The organism is Streptomyces sp. TRM68367 (assembly GCF_014495685.1).
Lineage (GTDB): Bacteria > Actinomycetota > Actinomycetes > Streptomycetales > Streptomycetaceae > Streptomyces.
In genome coordinates this window covers 1-20,280 of the sequence record NZ_JACTVI010000035.1, presented here as the reverse complement: position 1 = coordinate 20,280, position 20,280 = coordinate 1, and the positions used below count along the sequence as shown (strand labels likewise).

Annotated in this window: 19 protein-coding genes and 2 pseudogenes; 15 read left to right on the top strand and 6 right to left on the bottom strand. The window is 70.0% G+C overall.

Going from position 1 to position 20,280, the window contains the following annotated elements; genetic code table 11:
• The first annotated feature begins 9 nt into the window (after nt 1-9).
• From H8R17_RS22410 to H8R17_RS49360, 7 genes are all read left to right on the top strand, one after another.
• Nucleotides 10-243, top strand: a complete 234-nt coding sequence (locus tag H8R17_RS22410) for an acyl carrier protein (protein ID WP_187825000.1) — start codon at nt 10-12, stop codon at nt 241-243.
• A 29-nt stretch (nt 244-272) separates the two neighbouring features.
• Nucleotides 273-779, top strand: a complete 507-nt coding sequence (locus tag H8R17_RS22405) for an aromatase/cyclase (RefSeq protein WP_187824999.1) — start codon at nt 273-275, stop codon at nt 777-779.
• A complete protein-coding gene (locus H8R17_RS22400) occupies nt 779-1,546 on the top strand; it encodes a cyclase family protein (protein ID WP_187824998.1) in 768 nt (255 codons plus the stop codon). Before H8R17_RS22405 ends, H8R17_RS22400 begins: the two co-directional genes overlap by 1 nt.
• A gap of 151 nt (nt 1,547-1,697) precedes the next feature.
• The gene (locus H8R17_RS22395) at nt 1,698-3,698 is read left to right on the top strand and encodes an adenosylmethionine--8-amino-7-oxononanoate transaminase (RefSeq protein WP_223125358.1); all 2,001 of its coding nucleotides are present in this window, start codon (nt 1,698-1,700) and stop codon (nt 3,696-3,698) included.
• A 90-nt stretch (nt 3,699-3,788) separates the two neighbouring features.
• Nucleotides 3,789-5,351, top strand: coding sequence for an NAD(P)/FAD-dependent oxidoreductase (locus tag H8R17_RS22390; protein WP_187824997.1), 1,563 nt, complete (start codon nt 3,789-3,791; stop codon nt 5,349-5,351).
• 81 nt (nt 5,352-5,432) lie between these two features.
• Complete coding sequence (locus tag H8R17_RS22385) at nt 5,433-6,092, top strand: class I SAM-dependent methyltransferase (protein WP_187824996.1); 660 nt, start codon at nt 5,433-5,435, stop codon at nt 6,090-6,092.
• Nucleotides 6,093-6,270: 178 nt separating this feature from the next.
• On the top strand, nt 6,271-6,765 hold the full coding sequence (locus H8R17_RS49360; RefSeq protein WP_399477096.1) for a cation:proton antiporter: 495 nt from the start codon (nt 6,271-6,273) through the stop codon (nt 6,763-6,765).
• On the opposite strand, the gene H8R17_RS22375 is transcribed toward H8R17_RS49360, so the two are convergent.
• Complete coding sequence (locus tag H8R17_RS22375) at nt 6,680-7,177, bottom strand: MarR family winged helix-turn-helix transcriptional regulator (protein ID WP_187824995.1); 498 nt, start codon at nt 7,175-7,177, stop codon at nt 6,680-6,682. The genes H8R17_RS49360 and H8R17_RS22375 overlap by 86 nt on opposite strands.
• A gap of 515 nt (nt 7,178-7,692) precedes the next feature.
• On the opposite strand from H8R17_RS22375, the gene H8R17_RS22370 reads away from it, so the two are divergent.
• On the top strand, nt 7,693-8,031 hold the full coding sequence (locus tag H8R17_RS22370) for a VOC family protein (protein ID WP_187824994.1): 339 nt from the start codon (nt 7,693-7,695) through the stop codon (nt 8,029-8,031).
• Nucleotides 8,032-8,314: 283 nt separating this feature from the next.
• On the opposite strand, the gene H8R17_RS22365 is transcribed toward H8R17_RS22370, so the two are convergent.
• Together H8R17_RS22365 and H8R17_RS22360 are read right to left on the bottom strand one after the other, a co-directional pair.
• Nucleotides 8,315-8,740: an MFS transporter gene (locus H8R17_RS22365; RefSeq protein WP_223125357.1), complete on the bottom strand. Its 426-nt coding sequence runs from the start codon at nt 8,738-8,740 to the stop codon at nt 8,315-8,317.
• Nucleotides 8,740-9,372, bottom strand: a pseudogene (locus H8R17_RS22360) (tyrosine-type recombinase/integrase); the annotation flags it as partial. The gene H8R17_RS22365 and the pseudogene H8R17_RS22360, both read right to left, overlap by 1 nt.
• Nucleotides 9,373-9,557: 185 nt before the next feature.
• Between H8R17_RS22360 and H8R17_RS22355 the strand changes: the two are divergent.
• The 4 genes from H8R17_RS22355 to H8R17_RS22340 all read left to right on the top strand — a co-directional run bounded on the left by H8R17_RS22355 (nt 9,558) and on the right by H8R17_RS22340 (nt 12,379).
• The gene (locus H8R17_RS22355) at nt 9,558-9,869 is read left to right on the top strand and encodes a hypothetical protein (protein WP_262505417.1); all 312 of its coding nucleotides are present in this window, start codon (nt 9,558-9,560) and stop codon (nt 9,867-9,869) included.
• A gap of 239 nt (nt 9,870-10,108) precedes the next feature.
• Entirely contained in the window at nt 10,109-10,690 is a 582-nt protein-coding gene (locus H8R17_RS22350; protein ID WP_187824993.1) for a dihydrofolate reductase family protein, read from the top strand.
• Between the two features lie 37 nt (nt 10,691-10,727).
• Nucleotides 10,728-11,105, top strand: coding sequence for a YciI family protein (locus H8R17_RS22345; RefSeq protein ID WP_187824992.1), 378 nt, complete (start codon nt 10,728-10,730; stop codon nt 11,103-11,105).
• Entirely contained in the window at nt 11,087-12,379 is a 1,293-nt protein-coding gene (locus H8R17_RS22340) for an RNA polymerase sigma factor (RefSeq protein ID WP_223125356.1), read from the top strand. Before H8R17_RS22345 ends, H8R17_RS22340 begins: the two co-directional genes overlap by 19 nt.
• Before the next feature lie 80 nt (nt 12,380-12,459).
• Here H8R17_RS22340 and H8R17_RS49355 read toward each other — a convergent pair.
• Together H8R17_RS49355 and H8R17_RS22335 are read right to left on the bottom strand one after the other, a co-directional pair.
• A pseudogene (locus tag H8R17_RS49355) lies at nt 12,460-12,603 on the bottom strand (site-specific integrase); the annotation flags it as partial.
• Between the two features lie 226 nt (nt 12,604-12,829).
• Nucleotides 12,830-14,047 (bottom strand): MFS transporter, encoded by a 1,218-nt coding sequence (locus tag H8R17_RS22335; RefSeq protein WP_262505416.1) that lies wholly within the window; start codon nt 14,045-14,047, stop codon nt 12,830-12,832.
• An 894-nt stretch (nt 14,048-14,941) separates the two neighbouring features.
• Between H8R17_RS22335 and H8R17_RS22330 the strand changes: the two genes are divergently transcribed.
• The 3 genes from H8R17_RS22330 to H8R17_RS22320 all read left to right on the top strand — a co-directional run bounded on the left by H8R17_RS22330 (nt 14,942) and on the right by H8R17_RS22320 (nt 18,787).
• On the top strand, nt 14,942-15,262 hold the full coding sequence (locus H8R17_RS22330) for a hypothetical protein (RefSeq protein ID WP_187824990.1): 321 nt from the start codon (nt 14,942-14,944) through the stop codon (nt 15,260-15,262).
• 113 nt (nt 15,263-15,375) lie between these two features.
• Entirely contained in the window at nt 15,376-16,101 is a 726-nt protein-coding gene (locus H8R17_RS22325; protein WP_316959490.1) for a UPF0158 family protein, read from the top strand.
• A 268-nt stretch (nt 16,102-16,369) separates the two neighbouring features.
• Nucleotides 16,370-18,787 (top strand): NB-ARC domain-containing protein, encoded by a 2,418-nt coding sequence (locus H8R17_RS22320; protein ID WP_187824989.1) that lies wholly within the window; start codon nt 16,370-16,372, stop codon nt 18,785-18,787.
• On the opposite strand, the gene H8R17_RS22315 is transcribed toward H8R17_RS22320, so the two are convergent.
• On the bottom strand, nt 18,718-20,280 hold a 1,563-nt coding region (locus H8R17_RS22315), incomplete at its 5' end, for a hypothetical protein (protein WP_262505415.1). The genes H8R17_RS22320 and H8R17_RS22315 overlap by 70 nt on opposite strands.

The following is a 20,280-nucleotide window of genomic DNA, read 5'->3' as shown; positions in this document are numbered from 1 at the left end:
GAAGGTGTCATGACCAGCACCAAGAGCACATACGGGCACGTGCACGACGTCCTCGTCGAGGTCGGCCTGGAGCCGTCGGAGATCACCAGCGGGGCCGCGCTCCGCGCCGACCTGGGCGTGGACTCGGCCGAACTCGTCGAGATCGTGACCGAGCTCGCACCGGGCAGCAAGGTGGACGGAAAAGTGCTGAAGTCCGTGGTCACCGTCGCCGACCTGGTCGTTTTCCTGGACAACCTGGCCTGAACGAGCCGAACTTCTCACGAGGAGCCACCATGGAGAACACGCAGCACACCGAGCACACGGTCACTGCGCAGGCGCCGCAGAGCGTCGTCTGGGAGGTCCTGACCGACATCGAGAACTACCCGAACCTCTTCGACGCCACCAAGTCCGCCGTCGTCACGGAGCGGGGGGACGGCTACGAGATCGCCCGGCTCGAGGTGGACGTCAGCGGGCAGTTGCAGGCCTGGACCACCCGCCGCGACCTGGATCCGGAACTGGGCGTCGTCGCCTACCGTCAGCTGGAGACGGCGCCGCTCGTGGAACACATGAGCGGGGAATGGCGGGCACTTCCGTACGGACCGGACCGGACCCAGATCGTGCTGACCCACGACTTCGCCGCCCGCCAGGAAGGTGCGGACGGCAAGGTGGCCGGCCAGTTCACCCATGCCGAGGCCCACGAGATGCTCGCGGGGGCCGTCGAGCGCAACAGCACGGCGCATCTGGCCGCGGTCCGCGACGAGGCCGAGCGCCGTGCCGCGAGGGCGAAGAGGGCCGCGTAATGGCCACGTTGATCGACCTCAGCGTGCCCACGGGGCCGAACGCCGGCGAAGCGACCCCAGTGCAGATCGACACCCTCACGCACGAGCAAGGGCCGGCGGTGCTGGGGCTGAAGACGTCCGACTTCCCGGACGGCATGGCCATCTCGAGCGAGACGATCACGCTGACGACGCACACCGGGACCCACATGGACGCGCCGCTGCACTACGGCCCGCACAGTGGCGGCGAACCGGCCCGGAGCATCGACAAGGTTCCCCTGGACTGGTGCATCGGGCCGGGAGTCCGGCTCGACGTGCGTCACATCAAACCCGGTGAGGAGATCGGCGAGGACGACGTGACCGAGGCACTGTGCGCCGCCGAACACACCCTCGGCGACGGGGACATCGTGCTCCTGTGGACCGGGGCGGACCGCCTGTGGGGAAGCACCGAGTACCTGACCACGTACCCCGGCCTGTCCGGTGGCGCCACCCGGTTCCTGGTGGAACGGGGGGTCCGCGTGATCGGCATCGACGCGTGGGGGCTCGACCGGCCGATGGCGAGCATGATCGAGGACTACCGGCGCACCGGGGACCGGGAAACGCTCTGGCCGGCGCACGTGTACGGGCGGGAACGCGAGTACCTCCAGCTGGAAAAGCTGGCCAACCTCGGGCAACTGCCCGGTCCGACCGGATTCACCGTCATGTGCTTCCCGGTACCGGTGGTGAACGCCGGGGCCGGATGGACCCGCGTCGTGGCGGTGACCGGCAGGTTCGTCGAGTCCGACGGGTGACGGCCCGGCCACGGCACGCGCGACGTGCCGTGGCCGGGCGGGCACGTTCCCCGCACGGGAGCCCCCAGGGGATACGACCGGCCCGCCCGATCAAGGACGCCATGTAACGACGCCACGTAAGGGCTGCGCACCACAAGAAGGAGTCGTACCCATGAGCAACGACACAACTTCCGCGCCCGTCAGGACCGGTGCGCCACCGGACATCGTCACGGCACTCGCGGACGCGGTGAACGTGTTCGACGCGACGCTGACGGGAGTTCAGGACGGCGCCTGGGACACCGCGTCCCCGTGCTCAGACTGGTCCACCCGGGACGTCGTGGGACACGTCATCGGCACCCTCGGCAAGGTCGCCCTGATCGCGCGGGGCGAGCCCACGCAGTCCGCGCCTTCGCAGCCCGGCGAGGCCGCCGCCGGCGACCCGGTGAAGGCCTGGCGGGACGCGGCGGCGGCGGCGCGCACGGCCGTCGCCGAGGCCGACCCCACACTGCAGGTCGACACGCCGGCCGGGCGCCAGAACCTGGCCAGAGCGCTGGCGTTCCCGGTCTCGGACATCATCGTGCACGCCTGGGACATCGCGGCGGCGACCGGTCGGCCGCTCCGGCTGCCCGATTCCCTGCTCGCCCACATCGTGCACACCTGCGCGCAGGTACCGGAGGCGGCGTTGCGCGGCCCGGGGCGGATCGGTGAGGCGCGGCCGTCGGCGCCCGGAGCCGACGACACCACGCGGATGATGGCCTGGCTCGGCCGGGATGTCGAACGGTGGGCGACCGCGGACGACGCCGGGGCTCCCGCGAGCCGGGCCACCGCGACGGACTCCGCCGAACTGCTCGCCCTGGACCGGGCCCATGTGTGGCATCCCTTTCGGCCCATGCCGGGCGTGGACGAACAGCTGCTGGTCACCGAAGCCGAAGGTGTCCGGCTGACCCTCGCCGACGGCCGGGAACTCATCGACGGAATGTCGTCGTTCTGGGCCGCCGTCCACGGCTACCGCAACCCGGTACTGGACAAGGCACTGGCCGATCAGGCGAGTCGGTTCACGCACGTGATGTTCGGCGGTCTGACCCACGAGCCGGCGATTCGGCTCGCGCGCACGCTGGTGGACCTGACGCCCGACGGTCTGGAGCACGTGTATTTCTGCGACTCCGGGGCGGTGTCGGTCGAGGTCGCGTTGAAGATGTGCCTCCAGTACTGGCGTTCGTCGGGCCGGAGCGAGAAACGCCGGATACTGACCTGGCGTCGTGGGTACCACGGCGCCACTCTCCACGCGATGAGCGTGTGCGACCCGGACGACGGGGGACACGCGTCGTGGCAGGGACTCCTGCCCGAGCAGGTGTTCCTTCCGGCGCCGCCCGCGTCGTCGGCCACCAGCCTGCGCAACGCCACCGACCCGGCACGGACCGACGACGAGCAGCTCGATCCGGCGTACGTCGACACCATGGCGCGGACCATCGCGGAACACGCCGACGAGTTGGCGGCAATCATCGTGGAACCGGTGGTGCAGAGCGCCGGGGGAATGCGCTTCCACGACCCCGGATACCTGCGGGTGCTGCGTGAGCTCGCCGACGAGCACGACGTACTACTGATCTTCGACGAGATGGCCACCGGATTCGGCCACACCGGTGCCCTGTTCGCCGCCGATCACGTCGGTGTCACGCCCGACGTGATGTGCCTCGGCAAGACCCTCACCGGCGGGTACATGTCCATGGCTGCGACTCTCTGCACGACACGCGTCGCCGACGGGATCCGGCAGGGCGAGCTGCCGGTGCTGGTGCACGGACAGACCTTCATGGCCAACGCGTTGACGGCGGCCGTGGCCAACGCCTCGCTGGGTCTGCTCGTCGACGGCGACTGGAAGGGCGACGTGGCGCGGATCGAGAGGGCGCTGCGCCGGGGACTGCAGGAGGCGGTGCATGTCGACGGTGTCGTCGACGTCCGGGTTCTCGGTGCCATCGGGGTGATCGAACTCGACCACCCCGTCGACAAGCGGATGGCCGAGGCGGCGGTCGACGACGGCGTCTGGCTGCGTCCCTTCGGGAACCTGATCTACTGCCTGCCGCCCTACCTTTGCACGGACGACGACATCGCCCGGATCTGCGCCGCGATGGTCGCCGCCGCAAGCGTCGGGGCGGGCCCGAATCCGCCACAGCACTAGGTATGTCCACAGATGTGTCAACCCCCGCTGGTGCTCGACCGGGGCCCGGTCGGTCCGTCCGGACCGACCCCACTCGAAAAGGAGCGATCGATGCCAGACCATGATGTGATCGTCGTCGGCGGAGGCCACAACGGGCTGACGGCCGGCGCCTACATGGCCAAGGCCGGGCTCGACGTCGTCGTGTTGGAGGCGAGCGACGAGGTGGGCGGAGGCGTGGTGACCCAGGAGGTCACCCTGCCCGGGTTCCGGCACGACCTGCACGCCATCGCCCATGTGTTCGTGCAGCTCAACCCACTGATCCGGAACGACGAGCTGGGCCTGCTCTCACGGTACGGACTGGAGTACGTCTTCCCGGACCCGGCCATCGCCGTGGCCTTCCCGGACGGGGAGCACATCGAGTTCTACCGGGACCCCGACCGGACCGCGGAGACCATCGCCGCGATCTCGCCCGCCGACGCGCAGAACTACCTGCGCTTCCACAAGTTCGCCGACAGCATGCTGGACATGCTCGTCGACGCGATGTTCTCGCCGCCGCTGCCGATGGGCGACTTCTTCGCCCTGCTGGGCCGGACTGAGGCCGGGCGGGAGATGACGCGCCTGCTGATGATGAGTTACCTCGACGTCATCGACGAGTGGTTCGAGCACCCGAAGATCAAGGCCGCGCTCGCGCGGTGGGTGTCCGAGCTCATCTGCGCACCGGAGGAGGGCGGCACGGGCGCGTTCCTGCTGGCGATGGTGCCGACGATGCACCGTTACGGCGTGGGGTTTCCGGTCGGCGGGTCCGGCGCCCTCTCCGCGGCTCTGGCCAGTGCTTTCGTCGATCTCAGCGGGACGATCAGGACCGGCGCGTCGGTGGACCGCTTCCTGTTCGAGGGCGAGCGGGTGACCGGCGTGCGGCTGGGCACGGGGGAGGAGGTCACCGCGGCACGGGCCGTCGTGGCGGACCTCAACATCCGCCAGATCCCCGAGATGGTCGACCACAGGTTCGGACCCGAGTGGGACGCGAAGGCGTTGCGTGGCAAACGGACCGCCTTCAGCTGCCTGGTCGGCCACCTCGCGCTGAGCGAGGCTCCGGTGTACGCCGCGGGCGACGAGGTGACCCGCGCCGGAATCCAGGAGTTCGCGCTGCCGCTGCCGGAACTGCGCCAGGCTTTCGACGGGCTGAAGTACGGCACGACGGCGGTCGGCATGCCCAGCGCCGTCGTCGCGAGCGTCTGGGACCCGACACGCGCGCCCGAGGGCCAACACACCCTGTACCTGCTCGGGTACGCCCCGATGGAGTTGGAAGGGCAGAGCTGGGACGAGCACAAGGAAGAGATCTTCGACGAGATCTTCGCGACGTTCTGCAAGCTGACCACGAACATGGACTCGACGAAGGTGCTGTCCCGCAGCATCAAGTCACCGCTCGACGCGGCCCGGTTCAACGCGTCCTGGCCCAGCGGCGACGCCAGCCACCTCGGTCAGCAGATCCACCAGTACCTGGGGAACCGGCCGATGCCGAACATGGGGTACCGGCTGCCGTCCGACGGGTTCTTCCTCGTCGGCCCGTCGACCCATCCGGGCGGTGGGGCGAACTGCGGAGCACGCGCCGGGGTCCAGGCGATCCTCACCGACCTCGGCATCGATCCGGGCCCGGTGCTCCGACCGAGCTGATCGACGCTCCATCCGCATCCGACCCGCCCGAGGCGACTCGCACCGACCACCGACCACCGACCACCGACAGGAGAATCCGTCATGCAGCACGAGACCGACTTCGACGCCGTCTACCAGGGCCGGGAGTCCGCCCAGAACGTCCCCTGGGTGCCGTGGAACATCGGGGAGCCCCAGCCCAAACTGGCCGAGCTCGAACCGCAGGGGGTGTTCCGCAGCGATGTCCTGGACGCCGGCTGCGGAGTCGGGGTCACGAGCCTTTTCCTGGCCCGGCTGGGATACACGGTCGTCGGGCTCGACTCGGCGCCGTCCGCCATCGCGGCCGCGCAACAGGCGACGGAGGGTCACGACCTCCCGGTCACGCTCGACGTGGCCGACCTGACCACGTTGCAGGGCTACGAGGGGCGCTTCCGCGCGGTCGTCGACTCGGGGACGATACCGGCCGTCTCGGACGACAAGCGCGCGGACTACCTGGCGTGCCTCGCCCGCTCCACCACCGACGACGCGACGCTCTCGATCCTCACGTTCGCCCGGGACGCGCGGTCGGTGATGCCGAAGGGGCCGACCTTGTTCAGTGCCGACGAGCTGGCGACGCTCGTGGAGAAGGACTGGGAGATCGATCGGCTGGAGCCGTCCTCCATCGCGGCGCGGCTGGCCCCGGAGCTCGGCGACAAGGCTCTCGGGACCGATGAGAAGGGCCGTGTGCTGGTCCCGGCGCTGCTGCTCGTCGCACACAAGCGGTAGCTCGCCTTCCCGCACCGGCTCCGCGCGGGTGGCGTGGGCCGGTGCCGCCTTCACACAGGGTCCTCGTGCCCCTGTCGGACTGCCGGGCGACCGATGGCCAGGACCCGGTGCCCGGCTGGCGGAGCCGCTCGTTCTTCTTGCCCGCGCGAAGGACTGCACCCGTGCAGAAGGAGTGCTCGTGACCACCCACCAAACAGCCATGATCATGGTCGGTCTGGCGTTGATACTCGTGCTCGCGCACGTGCTCGGGCGCCTCGCGCGGCGGTGCGGCCAGCCCGCGGTCATCGGCGAGATCCTGGCCGGCATCCTGCTCGGTCCGACCCTGTTTCACGGTGCCCTGTCGGAAACGCTCGTACCTCTCGACATCCGGCCGATGCTCATCACGCTCGGCAACCTCGGGGTCGCGCTCTTCATGTTCCTGGTCGGTCTCGAACTCGACTACCGGCTCCTGCGCGGGAACAGGACGGATCGGGGAGCCGAAGTACACCAAGCTCGCCCGGCCCGTGGGTGCGAAGCGGCCGCAGGCGGGGTGACGGCCCCCGCCCTCCTGACGGGGCTGCCGTCCCCGGCCGCCCAGAGCGTTTCCGTCAGCCGGCGCTCGGCGATGCGACGTCGTCGGGTACAACCAACGAAATCAGGATCGAGATCAAGCGCTCGCGGCTCTGTTCGCTGATGGGCGCGAGGAACCGTTTCGTTACCTTGTCCTCGACCGAGTCGAGGCCGCCGCGGAGCTGGCGCTCCCCGTACTCGGTCAGCGTCACGGCGTAGCGCCGGCGGTCGTGCCGGTCACGCAGCCTGACGACGTAGCCCATCCGCTCCAGCTCGTCGACCAGGGTCACCATCGTCGACCGGTCGATACGCAGGTGCTCACCGATGTACTGCTGTGAGCGGTTGCCGTTGACGTCGATGAACCGGAGGATTCCCCAGTGCCGCGCGCTGAGTCCGTACGGAGCGAGCTCGCTCTCGAACTGCGCAGTCAGGAGCTGCCCGGCCTTGTTCAGCAGGAACCCGATGGAGCTCGCGAAGTTCGGCGGCAGGGTTGGCGATCCGTTCGGGTTGGTATCCGTTTGGTTGATGTCATCCATCGTCTGACCTGTCTATGCTCAGTTATTGGATTGTGGTCCGCCAAAATGGTCAGCCACCATGACGAGCGTAGCGCTACCAGACTTGACGAGCGAGTGGCGTCCCATGTCACTTATTCTGACCTGTTCGTAAGTCAACTGTGAAGAGCCGCTCGAACGAGGTCGGAGGCGACGTCGCACCCCTGTGCGAGGCCACCCCGGATCGACGTACAAGAGTATCGCCGTTTACCCGCCGCTTGAGGGAGCGGGAGTGATGCAGCCGCAGAACCTGGCGCGCAGGTGGTGTTCATCGTCTATGGCTCGGATTGACAAGCTGACTGATCAAATCCACTATGAATAGTGGAAGTGCAGGACCATCAGTGCCCATGAGTATATTGTTCGGAGGTCGAGCACGGAGCCTCCGAGGGAGGGTGTGATGGCGACCGCCCGTCCGGTCACACTGCCGCACCGCGGGCATGTGCCGTTCATCGACGCTCCGATCTACAGCAGTCCACATCCACACGTACGAGGAGAGCACCATGAGTGGAGACATCGTCTTCTTCGACCTGCCCGGGAAGGACGCCGGGGCAACGGCGAAGTTCTGGGAGTCGCTGTTCGGGTGGGAGTTCAGGGAGGGGAACTTCCCGGGTTACTCGATGATTCACGGCCCGAGCCCGATGGGCGGCTTCCCGCATGGGGACACGTCGAAGTTCCCGCGCGTCTACTTCGGCGTCGACGACCTGAACGCGGCCATCGAGCGGGTGCGTGAACTCGGCGGCACAGCGGGCGAGACGGTGACCATCCCCTCGGGAATGTTCGCCAACTGTGTCGATGACCAGGGAGTGGAGTTCAGCCTCTTCCAGGCGGCCGGCGAGTAGGGCTGATCCCGGCCGGAATCACCGGAATCAGGGGTGGGGTCCGTCAGCGCGTGGGCGACCAGGCCATCGCGGACGGTCCACCGTCAGGCCCTCGGGCCAGCGCGGGGCGCCGTGCTCTCCCGGCAGGACGGGCTGTGGGGGGGTGCCCCAATGGGTTGGTCTCGGGTTCGAATCCCGAAGGCGGCTCCACCGAACCCCAGGTCAGATAGTCGTTGACCTGCCTCGGGTTTCGCCTTGCCCTTGGCAAAGCCGCCCGCTGTGGTGGCGGTGGTGCGCCGGCCCATCACTTTGTCGCGCGTCTCTCCCCGGTACAGGCCCAGCAGGGCGGCGGTGGAGCAGGTGAACACCGCCGCTGCACCCACGCCCAGTACCAAGCGGGAGGCGAACAGGACCCTGTAGGAGTCGATGACCAGGCTGCGCCGCCGCTCAGCCCGTACACCACGAGCCCCGCGGCGAGTGGGAGTCGGACGCCGAAGCGGTCGGTGGCCCGCCCGACCAGGGGGCTGCCCAGGGCGATGGCCAGACTGTGGGAGGTCAGCACCAACCCGGCCTCGGTGCCGCCCACATCGAGGGCCTGGCGGATCACCTCGATGACCGGGGCGATGGTGGCGCCGCCCATCACCCCCAGCGTGGAGGCAAGCAGCAGCACCGTCAGCGAGCCCCGCCCCGCACCCGGAGTGCCCTTCGACGTCGCGGCGTCAGCGGACATCACGGTGCCGTGGTCAGGGCGGTGACCGCGCGTTTCCGCATCAAGGGATGCTCAGTTCTGGTCTCAGTGGGGCCCGGATCGGGGCGTGTCGGCGCGGGTACGAAGAACTCGCCCATGCGCCGCATGGCGTCCTTCGACAGGTGGGACCGTCCCTTCACGTACCGCAGGGTCTGGTTGATCTGGGTATGCCGCAGGATCTCCATGATGGTGGGCATGTCCGCGCCCAGCTCGTTCAGGATCGTGCCGGCGGTATGGCGGCTCCCGTCGTACAGGCGACGGTCTTCGACGCCCGCTTCCGCGAGCAGTTCCTTGAACTCCTCGTAGCCGGCGGAAGGGTCGAGCGGGCGGCCGTCCGGCCTTGAGGACACGACGTGATGTTGCCGCCACAGCTCCCCGGCGGCGGTTCGCATCTCGTCCTGCGCTGCCTTGTGGTCGACCAGCAGCGGAACGAAGACGGGCGGGATCGGGACAGTGTTCCGGCTCTTCTTGGTCTTTGGGCGGGTGAAGACAAGGCCGCCGTTCTTGCGGTCGGGACAGGCGCTCGCGTGCTTGGTGCACGGCTTCGGGCAGCCGCGTTTGTAGCCCCTGTGCGTCGTGCAGTCCGGCGGGCACGGCTCGAATCTGCGTCCCCTGCGGGTGTGGGGAGCAGGCGGGATCGCTCAACAGGCGTTCCAGTGTGATGGGAACGTCCCCGCAGACGCGGGGGTGTTCCGCTGAAGTACCAGGTCGAGCAGGCCTCCGCGCCGTGTCCCCGCCGGTGAGCTCCAGGCGCTGCGCGAACTGGGCACGCCGGAGCAGACCGAGCCCCGCGAGGGCGATGAAGCCGTCCGGGACGAACTCGCCCGCCGGGCCGGGTCGTACGACGTCCGGGCCGACCTCGACGCCTGGCTCGTTCGGGCCCTGGCCGCACACCTCGGCACTGCGCGGATTCGGCTGCCCGCGAGGCAACTGCGGCCTCCTGCCGCCACCGCCGCTCGCTCACGCTGCGCTGCTCACCGAGCTCGCGCGCCTCGCCCCGGACACCGCCGGCGACCAGCTGGTATTCGCGGCCCGTCTCGCCGCCGCCGACCTCACTGTGTTCCTCACCCGCGCCACCGAGACACCCGGCGCCCTGGGGAGCCCGGCATGAGCGAGCGACAGGAGCACGAGGTCGTCGTGGTCTGGGCACCACGGGACGATCCTGCAGCGGGAAGTCGGGTGCGGGTGGTGGAGCAGCGCCGAAGCGGGCCGTCCTGACGGCTGCGGGGGCGGCGGGGACGGGGAGAGAAATTTTTCGGCGGGGTGTCTGTCCGGCTCTTCCCGGCTCGTCATCACTGTGCCGGGCCACATGCCGTGGTCCGGGAGGCGATGAGGAGGAGGCGATCGGTCATGGGCACGATCAGCGTGTTCGAGAGTGTGACCCTGGACGGAGTCATGCAGGGCGTGGGACGGGCGGACGAGGACACGCGTGCTGGCTTTCGCCACGGCGGGTGGGGGGACGGTTACGCCGATGAGGTGATCGGGCAGTTCGCCGGTTCGAGTATCGGCAGGACCGACGCCATGCTGTTCGGGCGGCGGACGTACGAGGACCTGCTGGGCTACTGGACCTCGGTGCCGGAGCCCAATCCGTTCACCGAGGCTCTGGTGGGCCAGCGGAAGTACGTCGTCTCGCGCGACGCGGGCACCGAGCCCGCCTTCCCCCATTCCACCCTCCTGCCCGGGAAGGCGAGCGAGACCGTGGCCGCGCTGAAGCGGGACGTCGAGGGGGTGATCACCGTCCTCGGCAGCGGTGAGCTGGTGCGTTCCCTCCACGCGGCGGGGCTGGTAGACGAGTACGTTCTGCTGATCCACCCGATCGTGCTCGGTTCGGGCACCCGGCTGTTCGGCGAAGGGGAACGCGCCGATCTGGAGCTGGAGGAGTCGGTCACATCCACGACCGGCGTCGTGGTCGCGCGGTACCGGGTCAAGTGACCTGGCCGGTCCGGCACGGCTGTGTGAGGGTGGCGATATGCGGTACATGCTGATGTTCCACTACGGCGAGGAGACCGACGAGTCGATCGGCGAGGAGGCGATGGCCGCTGGGATGCGGGCCTTCGCGGCCTACGCCGGGACGCTGGAGCAGGCCGGCGTGCTGGTGAGCGGTCAGGTGTTGCAGCCGTCGGCCATGTCGACCACCCTGACCCTGGTCGAGGGAGAGCCGCGCATACAGGACGGGCCGTTCGCCGACACCAAAGAGCAGCTCGGCGGTGTGATCGTCATCGACGTGCCGGATCTCGACGCCGCCCTGGAGTGGGCGCGGCAGGCGCCCCCCGCTTCGTGGGGCACGGTCGAGATCCGGCCCGGTGCCGTGCATCTCGACGACGGGAGATGGGTTCCGTCCTCATGACCGGCGAGACGGCCGGGACGGCCGCGGAGGTCGCGTCCGTCGCCGAGCGCACCGCGCGGACCTCGTTCGGCCGGCTGGTGGCGCTGCTGGCGGCCCCCACCGGCGATCTCGAACTCGCCCAGGACACCCTGGCGCAGGCGTTCGAGCAGGCCCTGACCGCCTGGCCACGGGACGGCGTGCCGCGCAACCCGGAAGGCTGGCTGCTGACGGTCGCGCGGAACCGGCAGCGGGACGTCTGGAAATCCGCCGCGCACCGCCGCAACCAGCCGCTGGAGGCGGCCACCGACACCGGCGCGGACGCCGTCTCGCCCCTGGAGGATCTCGACCCGGACGCGATCCCGGACCGGCGGCTGGCCCTCCTGTTCGTCTGCGCTCACCCGGCGATCGCCGCTAACGCCCGCACACCGCTGATGTTGCAGACCGTGCTCGGGTTCGACTCCGCCGAGATCGCCCGGGCTTTCGCGGTGCCCGCCGGTGCCATGTCGCAGCGGCTGGTGCGTGCCAAGCGGCGCATCCGCGACGCGCGCATTCCGTTCGTCGTCCCCGGACGGCAGGCCATGCCCGAGCGCCTTCCGGGGGTGCTGGAGGCGATCTACGGCTGCTTCGCGCTGGCCGGGCCGAGGCGGAGCGAGGGGGAACCGCTCGCCGGTGAGGCCCTGCACCTCGCCGTCACGACGGCCACCCTGCTCGGCGATGAGCCCGAGGCGTGGTCCCTGGCGGCGCTGCTGGCGCTGGCAGCCGCCCGGGTGACGCCCGCCGGGACCTACGTACCGCTGGACCGGCAGGACACGGCCGGGTGGGACCGGGCGCTCATCGCACGCGGGGAGAAGTACCTGCGGCGGGCCGAACGCCCCGGCCGGGCACCGGGCCGGTTCCAGCTGGAGGCCGGCATCCAGGCCGTGCACTGCAACCGGGCCCGGACCGGTCAGACCGACTGGGCCGCGCTCCGCACCCTCTACGTGGCCCTGGTCGCGGTCGCGCCGAGTATGGGAAGCCGCGTCGCGCACGCGGCCGTCGTGGCACACACGGACTCCCCGGAACGCGGACTATCGCTGCTGGACGAATTGCCGGCTGAACGTCAGCGGTTCCAGCCCTACCACGCGGCGCGCGGCGACCTGCTGGCACGCCTCGGCCGAAGGGTGGAGGCCGTCGCAGCGTTCGCCGAGGCGGTGGCACTCAGCGACGACCCGGCCGTCCGCGCCTTCCTCGAACAACGCGCCGCGGCGCTGAAAGGTCGTTTTCTCTGTACTGCACGCCTGGGCGCACGCCCCTGACCGGCGGTACGTCCAGGTCATGGCCGAATGTCGTCCGTATCTGTCCGATGCCCGCTGAGCGTTGATCGAGCCAGTGCTGAGCGCCTGGCGCGCCGAGCGGCGCCGACATGCGCTGAACACCACATCGCGTAGAGCCGGTCCTCGGCGACGAAGTCGAGGAAGACGCCGGTCTGCTGGGGCGTCCAGACCATCACGGGCGACGGCTTCTCGCCCGTCTGCTCCCATCCGCAGCCGCAGCTTGCCGGAGATCAACAGCCCCAGGAGCGAGGCCATGGTCATGATGCCGAAGCCGCCGACCTGGAACAGGGTGAGGACCACGCCCTCGCCGAAGCCGCATCTTGGTCACGACCAGGAGACGTTCCTCCTGCACGATGGCGGCAGCCACCACGAGCAGTGGCCGCCGACAGCCGAGAGCCCTCCTGTTACTGCGTGGTCGATCGTTCATATGCGTCACTTCACCGTGCGTTCGGGGCGCAGGAGCATGGCCAGGAGGAGGGCGAGAGCGCAGAAGGCCATGCCGGTGACCATCACCAGCGACGGGCCCGAGCGGTCAAGGGAGAGGGAGCCGAAGAGGGCTCCCAGGGCGATGGAGACGTTGAAGGACAGGACGTATAGGGAGGTCGCCGCTTCCCGTGCCTGAGGAGCGCTGCGGAAGACCAGGGTCTGCAGGGCGACTGGCAGTGCGGAGTAGGCGAGCCCCCAGCTGAGCAGGAAGGCGATCGCCGCCGGCTTCCAGGTGCCGGCGGCGAGCAGCAGGGCCATCGAGCCGCCGGTGCCGGCGATGAGGCCGTGAACCACCGTGCGCAGCGCCGGGCCGCGGCCGATGACCGCTCCTGCCAGGAAGTTACCCGCGACGCCGGCGGCGCCGAAGGAGAGCAGCAGTATGCCGATCATGTTCGGGGCCACGCCGACGTTCCGGAGCAGGAAGGGGGTGATGTAGGTGTAGGCGGCGTAGTGGCCGATGACGACGACGGCGGTCACGCCCACTGCGGTGCGCAGGTTGCCGGTCCTCAGCAGGCGGGGCAGTTCGGAGAGGTAGACGCCGCCGCGCGGGGGCATCGGGGGCATCAGCACCGCGGTGGCGGTGAGCGCGACGGCGCTGCACGCGGCAAGGGCCCAGAAGGCGGCACGCCAGTCCAGCCACTGGCCGACGATGGTGCCGAGGGGGACTCCGAGGACCGTGGCCAGGGAGATGCCGGAGAACACGACGGCTGTCGCCCGCACGGAGTGGTCCGGTGGGACCAGCCGTACGGCGATGCTCGCGACGATGGCCCACAGCACGCCGTGGATGAATCCGATCAGCAGTCGGACGAGCATCAGCCACACGTAGTTCACGGCCAGGGCGGTGAGGACGTTGCCCACGACGAACACCGTGAGGATGACGAGGAGCAGCCGTCCGCGGTCGAGACGGCGGGTGGCCGCGGTGAGGACCGGGGCGAGGATGCCGGCGAACAAGCCGTAGAGGGTGACCGTCAGCCCGACGGTTCCTTCCGAGACCCGCAGACCGGCCGCCATTTCGGGGAGCAGCCCGACGGGCATCGTTTCGGTCGCGGTCACGGTGAAGACGCCGAAGGCGACGGCGACGACCGCGAGCCATCCTCGGGTGGACGCGTGCGGCGGCACGGGGGGTGCCGTTCCGGTGGACGGTGATGTCTGTTGCTGACCCATGGGTGCCAACGTCGTGCTCCGGGAGGAGGGGAGGGAGACGGGGGTCGGGCGGGGAGTCCGGGCGGGTGCCGGGGACTCCCCGTGTCGGGCTGTGGAGCGGCGAAGCGCGAGCCCAGTCGGGGCAGTCGGTGAGCCGGCCGACGAGTTTCCGCAGGCGTGCACCGAGTACGTCGGCCAGGTCCACCGTGCGGCGGGCGAACGTCTCCATCGGAGCGGCCGTCAGGCGGTACGCGGCGAGCGGGGTCAGGAGGACGGTCGCCCCGTGCACCGGCCCGGTGTACTCGCCCAGGGCCGCGGTGGCGTGGGTTCCGTGGCCAGCGAGGCGGCCGTCACCGGCCGCGTCGGGTTCACCGCGTCGACGACGCGCAGGGGGCCGCCGAAGCCGAACACGAGCCTGACCGTCCCGTCCGGCGTCATCAGTCGGCTTCCGGTCCGCCCTTCTCCCACTCGAAAACCCCGGTATCCGAGTACATGACCATGCGGAGAAATTCTGGATGCCCTCCACGCCACCTCCTTTGTGCGGGGTGCCATGAATGGGCTCTCCGTCACGGATTTCCAGTGTACGAAATGACCAGCGGATGGTTGAACGGTAAGTGCAATCACTGTCCCGGTTAGAGACTTTTCCGCCCCCTTTGGGTTATGTGTAGATTTCGCGCAGGGATGACTGTGACGTCACCGGTCCCGGGTTTGGTATACCAAACCCGCGACCTTGGGCACGGATAAAACAGTATGAATCAACTGATTCAATCCGGCCGGGTATGGCGGAAAGTCGCGGCTCCATGGCCGATCGGCCGCAGGGTGTCGCATATGTGCAAGACCGCTTTGGTTGGCGGTCGTAATGCTGAGATGCAACGAACCGAAACCGTATTCAGGAATTGAGGAGAACCGAATCGAATGCGCGTCAACCACGACTGCCTCCAGCGGAGAACGAGTGAATTCGGCCTGGACGCACTGGTGAGCACCACCGCGGAGAACCTGACAGTTCATGGAGTTGGCGGGCGGCCCGGGCAGCGCCGGCAGGTGTTGCGTGCCCAGGGCAGCGAGGCCAGGGACGCGGTCGCCGCAGCGTTGGAATCCGCGCACCCGGGCCGGGCCGGGCTCGAAGAACTCAGGCAGGTGGCGGGCAGGGCTCTGCGAACTCCGGCGGCCCGCCTGGGCCGTGCCCGGAATCGTCGCCGCGGCGCCGGCAACGGCGGCCGCAAGCGCCGCCGCTGATCAGGGCAACACCCCCGGATCTCGAAGGGTCCGGGTGAGACCGACGCCTGCACAGTCGGGTGGCTGCACCGGTGGGTGTCGTACGTCCTCGGTGGCGCGCTACCGTCGGAATCGTGGCTGATGGCTGGGACGAGGACGGGCTGCGAGCCGTGCGCGGGGCGCTCCACGCTCAGGACTGGGCGGCGTTGCGCACCGCGTTGCTTCGCGGCCCCTCGCGTGAGGTGCTGCAACTCGCCGGCGATGGCGTGGCCGGGGCAGCGGTGCGTGGCCTGCCGGGCGCTGCGGAGATGGCGGCCTCGTTTCTCGGCGCCCTCCAGGAGCGCGGCTACCGGGGCGACGGGGAGCTGGCGGACCGGTTGCGCGCGGCCACGGGAGACGCTGCGATCCCCCTACTGCGCCCGTTGGCCGTTGATCTGGAGATGCTCGCCATGCTGCTGGAGGGCAACCCGGCTGAGTCGGGTGGCCGGATCGATCTGTCCACCGGGGAGTGTCGGCCGGCGTTCACCGACGAGCTGGGGGCCGGACTCGAGGCCGAGGAGGCGGACGACCCCGCGCGGTGGCTGTACGTGCCGGCTCTGGGTTCCCGGGCCGGCTACCGGGACATGGAGCTGTTCGTCGACGGGCTCGGCGATGTCGCCCTCGCCGACCGGCTGCTGAACGCTGTCCGTGGACGGGGCGCCTTCCGGCGCTTCAAGGACGTCCTCGCCCGTGACGAGCGCGCTTGGTTCCGGTACCTGCGGTTCTGTGATGAGCGGCAGCGTGGCCGAGCCCGCGCCTGGCTGGCCGAGGAGGGCTACTTCCCGAGCCTGCCCGTGTTGCGGCGGACGGGGAAGCCCTGACCCGCTCACGGGCGGGAGGAACTGGCCCTTGTGCCGCCGCAGGGCCACGTCTTCCCTGCTTCCCTGCCCCGGATGGCCCGCCTACCGCGTCGCGGCCGGGCGTTGTATACCGAGTACCTGGTTGAGATCTCACAAAGGGCGGGATGCGGGGCCCCGTGCAGACCGGCACACTGCGGCCCTCGCCGCATCGGCCCTTCCCTCCCGTGTTCCGATCTTGTCGATACCATTGCGGGAACGGCGAGTTGGGAGATTCTCGGTGGAACCGTTGATGAGTATGGTGCTCTCGACTGTCAGCACGGTCGCTTCGGGCGCTCTTTCCGGAGTGGGCGGCGAGATGGGCAGGCGGACCTCCGAGCGGCTCTACGGCTTGCTGAGTCGAGCACGTACCGCCGACGGGGGCGTCGGCACCGGCTCCGGAGGCGGTGAGCAGCAACCCACCCTGCCCGTCACCGAGCCCGAGCAGACGGCAGCCGCGTTACGGCTGATGGAAGTCGCCCGCAGATCCCCGGAGTTCGCGCGCGAAGTCGCGGAGTGGGTCCGTGAGGCCTCCTGGCTGGCGCCGCGTGCCGTGCCTGCCGTGGCTCTCGATGCGTCACGTCCGCAGATGCTGCCGCCGGCGACCGCGGTGTTCACGGACCGCGAGGACGTGATCGAGTGGATCACGGCACTGCTGGACGATGCGGACCCGGTACCGGGCGCGCCGACGATTGCCGCCCTCACCGGGCCGGGCGGTATCGGAAAGACGGCTGTCGCCGTTCAGTGCGCGTACGCACTACGGGAGCGGTTCCCCGACGGGGTCCTGTTCGTGGACCTGGCCGGTGCGTCCTCCGGTACGGCTCTCGCGCCGTCCGACGTGCTTGCGCGGTTCCTGGAGAGGCTTGGGGTTCCGCCCGCCATGGTGCCGGGCGATGAAGCCCGTCAGCGGGATCTGTTCCGCGACTGCACAGCCGACCGCCGCATGATGGTCGTACTGGACAATGCCCATGCCGACGCCCAGGTCGTCCCGTTGCTCCCGGCCTCGCCCGAGTGCCTCGTCCTGGTGACGAGCCGGCACCGGCTGGGCCGCCTCGTGGCCGAGCACGGGGCTCGCCCGCTCACCCTCCGGCCGCTGTCGACCGCGGATTCAGTCCTCCTGCTCCGGCGGGTCGCGGGAAGCGAGCGACCGGCGGCTCCGGACGCGGTCGTTCAGGCCGTGGCAGAGGCGGTTGGTGGTGTTCCTCTCGCGTTGTGCACCACGGGTGCCGGTCTCGCCGTGCGGGAGCACTTGGCCTGGGAAAGAGTGGCGCGACAGCTGTCCGAGCGGATCCACGGCCAAGGCCAGGGAGGCGACGCCATGCGATCGGGAAGCACCGACGGCTCAGGTGGTCCCGTCGATCCTGTCCGCCACGCGCAGGATGTTTCGTACAGCGAGCTGACGCCCGAGTGCGCCGCCTTCTACCGTGCGATCGCGGTGTGGGCGTGGCCGACCGTGACCGTCATGTGCGCCGCCCATGCCGCCGGCGTGGCGGAGGGCCAAGCCCGGGAACTGCTGGAGCAGTTGGCCAGGGGGCACCTGCTGGAGGAGGTCGGGGAGGAGCGCTACCGCTTCCACGATCTGGCGCGGGCGCACGCACGTCAGCTCGCGGTGGCCGAGGACGGCCATGGCCGCATGTCCGCCGGGGTCCGTCGGGTGGCGGTCGCGCATCTGCGCTGGGCGGCGGAAGCGGACTTCCGGGTCCTGCCGTTGCGCTGGCGGCTCGGCCCCGCCTATCGGGCACTCGTTCTTCCGGAGGACCGTGATCCGGCGGACGGCAAGCACGCGCTGGCGGAACTGCGCCGCGAGCGCGAGAACCTCGCGGCCGTCATCCGGGCGGCCGATCACCACGGCTTCGACGACCTCGTATGGCAGTTGTGCGAGGCCATGTGGGGTCTGCATCTGCGGCTCGGCTTCCATGCCCAGTGGATCGACACGCATCTGTTCGGAGTCGAGGCCGCCCGGCGCTGCGCTGCGGAGTTCGGTGACCGGCGTGCGGTGGGCCGGATGCTGGTGCAACTCGCCTTCGGCTATATGGGAGCCGGGCGGGCGGCCGACGCAGAGGAGGCCCTCGCGGAGGCCGTGGCCGCGGACGAGGCTTGCGGCCACCATCGCGGGCAGGCGAGCGCCGTCGAGGCTCTGGGGCTGCTCCGCCTCAAGCAGTGGCGGTATGCGCAGGCCCAGCGGTGCTTCGAGGAGGCACGGGAGATCCTGGGGCGTATCCGGGAGGGCGACGACGGGTGGGAGGACCTGCCTCGTGCCACGGCCTTGCTGGAGCATCACATCGGCCGTGCCCTGACGAAGCAGCGGCACTTCGAGGCCGCCCTCGCCCGGCTCAACGACGCGCTGGTGCGGTTCCGTCGGCTGCCCGACGGTGGCGACGCCTACAACGAGGGCCGGGTCTACATGAGCCTGGGCGAGCTGCACCTGGACGCGGGGGACACGGACCTCGCGCGGGTGTGCCTGGACAAGGCCGTCGAGGCCATGGAAACGGCAGGCGCGGGGCTGCAGCTCGCCGACGCCTTCGAGTCGAAGGCCCGGTGTCATCGTCTCTCGGACCGTCCGGCGCAGGCGGTGGCGGATCTTCGCACCGCCGCGGTGCATTACGAGGAGAACGGTGACCGGGTTGGTGCCGAGCGGGTCCGGGCCGGGCTCGCCGAACTGGAGGCGTGAGAGCCGGCCGATGGTGGTGGGAACTGCGGGAGCGGTTCGACGGTGACGTGGTGTGCCGTGGCGCCGGTGCGTACGGTGATCCCGGTCAGGGCCTCGTCCAGGGGCCTCCCGCTCGCGAGCCAGGCGTAGAGCGCGGAGGCGTAGGCGGCCGGATCGCACAGGTCGGGGCGTCCGTCTGGATCCGGGGCGGCGGACAGGCGTACGAGGTCTCCCGAGCGGATGCGGACGACGCAGCGGTCGAGCCCGTCGACATAGGCGACGAGCCCGCAGTACGGGTACCGCGCGAGCGCCTCCGACGTCCAGGCAGCGGGCGGGCCGACACGTGGGTCGTCCTCGGCCGCACGCCGTACGACGACATCCGCGATCCGTAGCGCGCCGGTCTCGCGTGTCTCCTCGTCGACCACCGTGTGGGCGGTGTCGATCTGTCCCGCCGGGCCTTCCGACGGGTCGGGCGCGTCGCCGACCACCGCGTGCCGGGCGAGCATGACTTCCGGCGAATCAGGGCTGATCTCCTCGGCGAGCACGCGAATCGGTGCGGTACGGCGGGCGGGTTGGTACGGCGGCAGGGGCAGCGGGTCGAGCAGAGCCGGGTGGTCTTCGGGTTCCGTGAGGCCCAGGAGGCCGTAGAACAGGCGGCGCAGGAGGGCGGCCGACTCTCCCGGTGACGAGCTGGTCTGCTCTGCGAGTTCCTTGTACCGGCCGGGCTCGTGGGACGCGATGGCCCGGTCGATCTGTGTCCGCACACTGCCGCGGCGCAGAAGCCTGGGAGCCGTACGCCCGAGGGCGGCTACAGGGGAGAGCGGGTCGAGGTCCTCCTGGGGAAACGCCCCGAGGAGGACGGGGACGCCGATGGACGCGGCGTAGTAGGTGACGCTGGAGTGGTCGCCCAGGACGCAGTCGGCCGCGATCAGGGACTGCCTCCATCCCTCCAGCGGCGGGATCGCGTCCAGGCCGGCTCGCCGGGCGTTGTCCAGCCAGGCGTGAACCTGTCCGGGGCCGTGGCCGTGCCAGATGTTCGGATGCAGGACTGCGGTGGTCCGGTACTCGTCGGCCGGCAGTTCCGTGGCCAGCCGTGACAGCAGCCAGGGAAGCAGGTCATCCGGGTCCGATTCTTCGGCTTCTCCCGGGAGGGCACTGCCGCCGAAGAGGGACCGTGACGACCAGGTCGAGCTGACGACGATCAGCCGCTGGCCCGGCGCCACGCCCAGGGCACGGCGGAAGCGGTCGCGCTGGGGGAGAGCGGCGAGGATGCGGTCGTAACACGGATCCCCGGCAAGCACCGCGGTAGGCGCTGCCTCCGGACACGACGCACGCAGCCTCTCCAGCTGTTCGGGGTGCGACAGGACAGTGGCGGCGGCGAGCGGACGCCCGTCCTCCAGGAGCCACTCCGGCGACAATCCGAAGACCGGCGTCCGGCGTCCGGCGTCCGGCGTCCGGCGTCCGGCGTCCGGCGTCCGGCGTCCGGCGTCCGGCGTCCGGCGTCCGGCGTCCGG

Coding starts and splice junctions, on each gene's coding strand:
- H8R17_RS22410 (WP_187825000.1), top strand. CDS start 10: ATGACCAGCACCAAGAGCACATACGGGCACGTGCACGACGTCCTCGTC.
- H8R17_RS22405 (WP_187824999.1), top strand. CDS start 273: ATGGAGAACACGCAGCACACCGAGCACACGGTCACTGCGCAGGCGCCG.
- H8R17_RS22400 (WP_187824998.1), top strand. CDS start 779: ATGGCCACGTTGATCGACCTCAGCGTGCCCACGGGGCCGAACGCCGGC.
- H8R17_RS22395 (WP_223125358.1), top strand. CDS start 1,698: ATGAGCAACGACACAACTTCCGCGCCCGTCAGGACCGGTGCGCCACCG.
- H8R17_RS22390 (WP_187824997.1), top strand. CDS start 3,789: ATGCCAGACCATGATGTGATCGTCGTCGGCGGAGGCCACAACGGGCTG.
- H8R17_RS22385 (WP_187824996.1), top strand. CDS start 5,433: ATGCAGCACGAGACCGACTTCGACGCCGTCTACCAGGGCCGGGAGTCC.
- H8R17_RS22375 (WP_187824995.1), bottom strand. CDS start 7,177: ATGGATGACATCAACCAAACGGATACCAACCCGAACGGATCGCCAACC.
- H8R17_RS22370 (WP_187824994.1), top strand. CDS start 7,693: ATGAGTGGAGACATCGTCTTCTTCGACCTGCCCGGGAAGGACGCCGGG.
- H8R17_RS22365 (WP_223125357.1), bottom strand. CDS start 8,740: ATGTCCGCTGACGCCGCGACGTCGAAGGGCACTCCGGGTGCGGGGCGG.
- H8R17_RS22355 (WP_262505417.1), top strand. CDS start 9,558: ATGAAGCCGTCCGGGACGAACTCGCCCGCCGGGCCGGGTCGTACGACG.
- H8R17_RS22350 (WP_187824993.1), top strand. CDS start 10,109: ATGGGCACGATCAGCGTGTTCGAGAGTGTGACCCTGGACGGAGTCATG.
- H8R17_RS22345 (WP_187824992.1), top strand. CDS start 10,728: ATGCGGTACATGCTGATGTTCCACTACGGCGAGGAGACCGACGAGTCG.
- H8R17_RS22340 (WP_223125356.1), top strand. CDS start 11,087: ATGGGTTCCGTCCTCATGACCGGCGAGACGGCCGGGACGGCCGCGGAG.
- H8R17_RS22335 (WP_262505416.1), bottom strand. CDS start 14,047: ATGGGTCAGCAACAGACATCACCGTCCACCGGAACGGCACCCCCCGTG.
- H8R17_RS22330 (WP_187824990.1), top strand. CDS start 14,942: ATGCGCGTCAACCACGACTGCCTCCAGCGGAGAACGAGTGAATTCGGC.
- H8R17_RS22320 (WP_187824989.1), top strand. CDS start 16,370: ATGAGTATGGTGCTCTCGACTGTCAGCACGGTCGCTTCGGGCGCTCTT.